The sequence below is a fragment of the Candidatus Poribacteria bacterium genome (genome assembly GCA_021295755.1).
GTDB lineage: Bacteria > Poribacteria > WGA-4E > WGA-4E > PCPOR2b > PCPOR2b.
On record JAGWBT010000162.1, the window covers coordinates 2,706 to 3,194 of the forward strand.

Below are 489 nucleotides of genomic sequence, written 5' to 3' on the forward strand. Positions count from 1 at the left end.
GCGGCGTGATAATCGATGTACTGCAGCCCATCGCTGTCCCAGAGATAGGCACCCTCTGCTTTCACAAAAACGCGCATCGGATCTATCACCCGATTCAGCGAAACGACGCCACCGGGTATCACTTTTTTATGTTGTTCCCAGACTGCTGTTACTGTGTCTTTCTGTGCCATCGTCTTTTCTTTCTTAGATATATTAACACAAGTTGCTATACACATTGCGCTCCTCTGGAGCGAAAAGCAGAGCACTTGACGGGCGGGAACCCCACCCCTACAGGGAAACTTATGGATTCGTAATACCTAGGGTGTGTTGACATTTAACAAATGGAACGGAGCTCTCCGTTCCCTACGAAATATACGTGCATCTATGGCCCGCTTCGTAGTGAACAACGATCGTTGTTCACTACCAAACCATTGTGTGTTACATATATATCGTCCTGCTGGCTGTGGGTCGGGCAAGATGCCCGACCTACGAAGAGGGGATATTGTTGGG

General features: G+C 48.9%; 1 pseudogene (cut by a window edge). It reads right to left on the bottom strand.

Annotation, left to right across the window (positions count from 1 at the left end):
* A pseudogene (locus tag J4G02_19760) lies at window positions 1-170 on the bottom strand (aminotransferase class III-fold pyridoxal phosphate-dependent enzyme); it reaches 1,132 nt to the left of the window's first position.
* Window positions 171-489 lie beyond the last annotated feature (319 nt).